Source organism: Phytoactinopolyspora endophytica (assembly GCF_004138495.1).
Classification (GTDB): Bacteria; Actinomycetota; Actinomycetes; order Jiangellales; family Jiangellaceae; genus Phytoactinopolyspora; species Phytoactinopolyspora endophytica.
In genome coordinates this window covers 704,455-708,921 of record NZ_ML142849.1, presented here as the reverse complement: position 1 = coordinate 708,921, position 4,467 = coordinate 704,455, and the positions used below count along the sequence as shown (strand labels likewise).

Sequence of the window (4,467 nt, the reverse complement as noted above, 5' to 3'; positions counted from 1 at the left end):
CGGCGGTGCGTCCCCAGGCCGCGACCCGCGCCCTGCTCTCGGTGAGCAGTATCGCCAGGTACGCGATGGCCGGCGGGGCGAACCACCACCAGCCGATATCGCCGCCTTCGACGGCCGCCGTGACGCCGTAGCAGGCGGCGAGGGGGACACCGGTCAGGACGGCACGCTTCAGGCTGGCCGTGAACATGTCGACGACCAGTGCCACGACGCCCGCGCCCCCGACCAGAAAGACCAGGATGCCGTCGGTGACGGGGACCGGACTGGGCATGACGTTGATGGTGTCCGCGCCTTCGACGAAGACCTGCTCGAAGCGGGCGGGCCAGGTAGTGCTGGGGAAGACACCCATCCAGGCGAGGTCCGCGGCGACCAGCAGGCCGATCCACCAGCCGAGGACGACGATTTGGATCGGGGCTTCGAGCCCGCCGGGTATCCGCAGCGAGCGGGCGACGTATCCGGTGGCCATCACCAGGACGACGGCGATCCCGGCGGGCAGCAGCCAGTCCCAGTCCTGGGTCAGCTCGACGAGCGGCAGGAGCGCGACCAGCGCCGCGATGCCGCCCACGACGGTCAGCCTGGTGCTGTTGTTCATGCTGCACCCCTCGCGGAGGAGCTCGTACCGCGTTGCAGACCGAGACCTTCCCACACTGTGCCGAGATGATCTCCGTGCCCAGCGGTGACGACGCTCCAGCCGCCCCGTCGAAGGTTCTGCACAACCTGCGCCTGCCGGATCTGCTCAGCCTCCGTGGTCGCCATCGTCGACCAGGAGCTGATGTCGAGCAGGATGGCCAGCGCGGCCGACGTGCCCTGCCGGAGGCGGGCCACGATGTTGGCTTCTTCCGGGTGCAGGCGCCCCAGCACCGCGATCAGCATGCCGGTTGTGGTCCCAGCGAGAAGTTCCTGCCAATGGGCGACCGATGCGTTCCGGCTGGCGGATACCACCGCGAGCCGGTCGAGCAGCGCCGCCTCGGAGTCGCCCGGCTTGCCCGGGGAGTGCTGGGTCGCGGCACCGTCGTTGTGGGCCCGTGCCGGGCCGTCAGTGAAGAGGCGCACCGCGTATCCACGTCCGGACAGGTGTGTGCCGACGGAGGCCGCGGCGCTCACGGCCCACTCGAGCGACGAGTCCGGGCCTTCGCCGACGTGCCCGCTCAGCCGGGTGTCGAGCAGGATGCTTGCCCGGCTCTGCCACGGCTGCTCCTCCCGGCGGACCATCATCTCGCCGTGGTGTGCGGTGGCACGCCAATGCACCCGCCGCATGTCGTCGCCGTCCCGGTAGGCGCGGACGGTCGCGTCCTCCTCGCCGGCGGTAGCGATCGCCCGTGGCCTGGTCTCGCCGCTGCCGCTCCATTCGCCGACGAGCCGCACCACGGGCAACTCCCACACGGTCGGCGTCACGACCAGCCTGCCGACATCGGAGAAGGAACGACGCAGCTCCACGAGGCCGAACGGGTCGGTGACCCGGATGGCCAGCGGTCCGACGGCGTACTGACCGCGCATGGCGGGTTGAACGTTGTAGGTCACCTCGCGGCGGAACCGCGACCAGACATGGTCGAGCACGAAGCGGGGGCGGCTGCCCAGGGTGTAGGGGAGGGTGTCTTCGACCAGGACCACTCCGGTCGGGATACGGGTCTGATTGGACAGCTCCAGATGGATGGTCGCCCTGGTGCCCACCTCGACTCGTGATGGCTCGACAGTCCGGCTGGCCGCCAGCCGTACGCGGCTCCGCGCGGCGATGATGAGGCTCGTCAGAGGCAGGATGACCAGCAGGATCCCGGCACGGAGGAGGTCGCGCTGGCCCACCAGGACCGCGGAGAGCGTCACTCCGCCGCCGAGCGAGACGAATGCCCAGCCGCGGGTGGTGAGTCCGGAGAAGGAACGGCCCATGCGCGGCTACCGGCCCCCCTCCGGCACGGGCACGTGCCGGACAATGTCGGTGACCACCTGGGATGCCTCGCGTCGACCGATCTGTGCCTCGGCGGTGGGCAACAGTCGATGGGACAGGACGGGGACGGCGAGCGCTTGCACGTCGTCGGGCAGCACGTAGTCGCGGCCGTCGAGCGCTGCCCACGACTTGGCCGCCCGGACGATGTGCAGGGTGGCGCGCGGCGACGCGCCCAGCCGCAGTTCCGGGGAGGTGCGGGTGGCGCTGGTCAGTGCGACGGCGTACTGCTTCACCGCGGGCGATACGTAGACCGAGCGGACCAGCCCGACCAGCTTGCGCATGTGCGCGGCGTCGGTTACCGGCTCCATGCTGTCCAGGCCGGTGTAGGAGCCGTGCCGGTCGATCATGTCGATCTCGTCCGACACGGCGGGGTAACCCATGGACAACCGGACCATGAAGCGGTCGCGCTGGGCCTCGGGGAGGGGATAGGTCCCCTCCATCTCGATGGGGTTCTGCGTGGCCACGACCATGAACGGCGTGTCCAGTGGATAGGTGGTGCCGTCGACGGTGACCTGGCGCTCTTCCATGCACTCCAGCAGCGCCGACTGCGTCTTGGGGGAGGCCCGGTTGATCTCGTCGCCGACGACGACGTTGGCGAAGACTCCGCCGGGCTTGAACTCGAACTCGCGGGTCTGCTGGTTGAACACCGACACGCCCGTGACATCGCTGGGCATCAGGTCGGGCGTGAACTGGATCCGGCGGACGGAGCAGTCGATGGCCCGGGCGATCGACTTGGCCAGCATGGTCTTGCCGACGCCGGGGACGTCCTCGATCAGCAAGTGACCTTCCGCGAACAGTGTGGCCAAGGCCAGCTCGATGACGTCGGCCTTGCCTTCGATGACCGCGCCGATCGCGGATTGAAGCCGGTCCGCCGTATCGGTGAGATCGGCCAGGTCAAGCTCTCCCGAACGGTGCTCATCCTGGGCGACCGCGCCGGCAGGAGGGGCAGGCGGTGGGCCAGGCTGGCTGTGAATGGCGGGGTCTGGCACTGAGGTCTCCTTCTCACCGGCGCCGCGAGCGGAAGTAAGCCTTGCACGCTCCACCGCGCCCCACTGTGGGGTGTGCTGTCCCACGAGTCTCGCAAATTGTTCGCCGATAAACGAGCCCGATGCCGTGTTCTTCCTCGTGGTTAGCCTGTCTGCTTACCCATTGTTTGCTCCGTATACCACCTGCGGAACCGCCTCACTGAGACGGTGCCGCTTTGAGAGGACACGCGAGCAGAGGGTCGCCTGACTCGCGTGGCCTCCTTGTCAGACGTACGGGGACCGTCGGAAGTTGCATCGCGCGCACCTCAACTTGGCGGCGGGTGGGTCGTCCGCCCCACTGCGCTCCACCGCCCCCACTTCTCCCCACTCGGGCACTCCATTTCGTCGATCTCCGCATGTCCCACTGGTCCACGGCAGCCCCAATCGACGTCACACGCCCCGCTGGGCTCCACTCGCTCCACTCAGCACCCCTTGGCTCCACACGCCTCTGACGTGGTGGTTTATCGCCCATCGGAAGCTCAGTGGAGGGGAAGAGGGCGCGACGGGGAGCTTTTGTGGTTGCAAGTGGGGGAAAGTGGAGTAGAGTGGCGAGCAATGGAGCGAAGGTGGCCTAGCCGACGGGGAGGTGGGGCGCATGTTCTTAGGCACCCACACGCCTCGCCTCGACGACAAAGGCCGACTTTTTCTCCCGGCGAAGTTCCGAGAAGACCTGGCGGAGGGCGTTGTGATCACACGAGGACAGGAGCGCTGTCTCTATGTGTGGCCCAAGGCCGAGTTTCTCCGGTTCACCGAGCAGCTTCGGGCCGCACCGTTCACACACAAGGGCACCCGGGATTTCGCCCGGATGCTCGCAGCGGGAGCGAGCGACGAGGTGCCGGACAAGCAGGGACGCATCGGCATCCCTCCGGGCCTGCGGACGTATGCCGGCCTGGAGAAGGAGTGCACTGTCGTCGGTGCGATGACCCGTGTCGAGATCTGGTCCAGCGAGGCCTGGGACAGCTACCAGGCCGAGAAGGAGCCGATGTTCGCCGACATCTCCGAGGAGGTGCTGCCGGGAATCTTCTAGCGGCCGAGCAGCAGCCGCGACCGGATCCACTGCAACCCAGCCCACACCGACCGAGGCCACACCTACCCAGGCCACGCTGTCTCGTGCAACGAGGTCTCCGGCCCGCTCACCACTGCCTGACACACCTTCCCCGGTGCCAGGCAGGACCGACGAATCGACCTAGCAGGAGCGGGCGGGGACCTGGTTGCACGAACCAGATGGGTATGCGACCAGAAGACCGAAGCTATCGCCTGTGCGGCGCGATGGCTCGTCCGATGCGACCGGCGAGAACGGGGGTTCAGATGTCGGAGCGGGAGGCGCCGGGCGCGGGACACGTGCCCGTGATGCTCGATCGAGTGGTCGAGCTACTTACCCCAGCGCTCCAGGCGGCCGGAAGCATCGCCGTCGACGCCACCCTGGGGCTCGGCGGTCACAGCGAGGAGCTCCTGCGGCAGTGCCCGCAGACCCGCGTCATCGGTCTTGACCGTGATCCGCAG

General features: G+C 68.3%; 5 protein-coding genes. 2 read left to right on the top strand and 3 right to left on the bottom strand.

Features of this window, described 5'->3' with window-relative positions; all coding sequences use genetic code 11:
- From ELR45_RS34480 to ELR45_RS03080, 3 genes are all read right to left on the bottom strand, one after another.
- The coding region (locus ELR45_RS34480) for a TgpA N-terminal domain-containing protein (protein WP_205855755.1) at window positions 1-589 on the bottom strand (589 nt) is incomplete at its 3' end.
- A complete protein-coding gene (locus ELR45_RS03085) occupies window positions 586-1,881 on the bottom strand; it encodes a DUF58 domain-containing protein (RefSeq protein WP_129663282.1) in 1,296 nt (431 codons plus the stop codon). The genes ELR45_RS03085 and ELR45_RS34480, both read right to left, overlap by 4 nt.
- 6 nt (window positions 1,882-1,887) lie before the next feature.
- Window positions 1,888-2,928, bottom strand: coding sequence for an AAA family ATPase (locus tag ELR45_RS03080; protein WP_240759111.1), 1,041 nt, complete (start codon window positions 2,926-2,928; stop codon window positions 1,888-1,890).
- A gap of 631 nt (window positions 2,929-3,559) precedes the next feature.
- Between ELR45_RS03080 and mraZ the strand changes: the two genes are divergently transcribed.
- Both mraZ and mraW read left to right on the top strand, forming a co-directional pair.
- On the top strand, window positions 3,560-3,991 hold the full coding sequence (mraZ, locus tag ELR45_RS03075) for a division/cell wall cluster transcriptional repressor MraZ (RefSeq protein WP_129663280.1): 432 nt from the start codon (window positions 3,560-3,562) through the stop codon (window positions 3,989-3,991).
- A gap of 197 nt (window positions 3,992-4,188) precedes the next feature.
- A partial coding sequence (gene mraW / locus ELR45_RS42260; protein ID WP_338069577.1) for a 16S rRNA (cytosine(1402)-N(4))-methyltransferase occupies window positions 4,189-4,467 on the top strand: 279 nt, incomplete at its 3' end.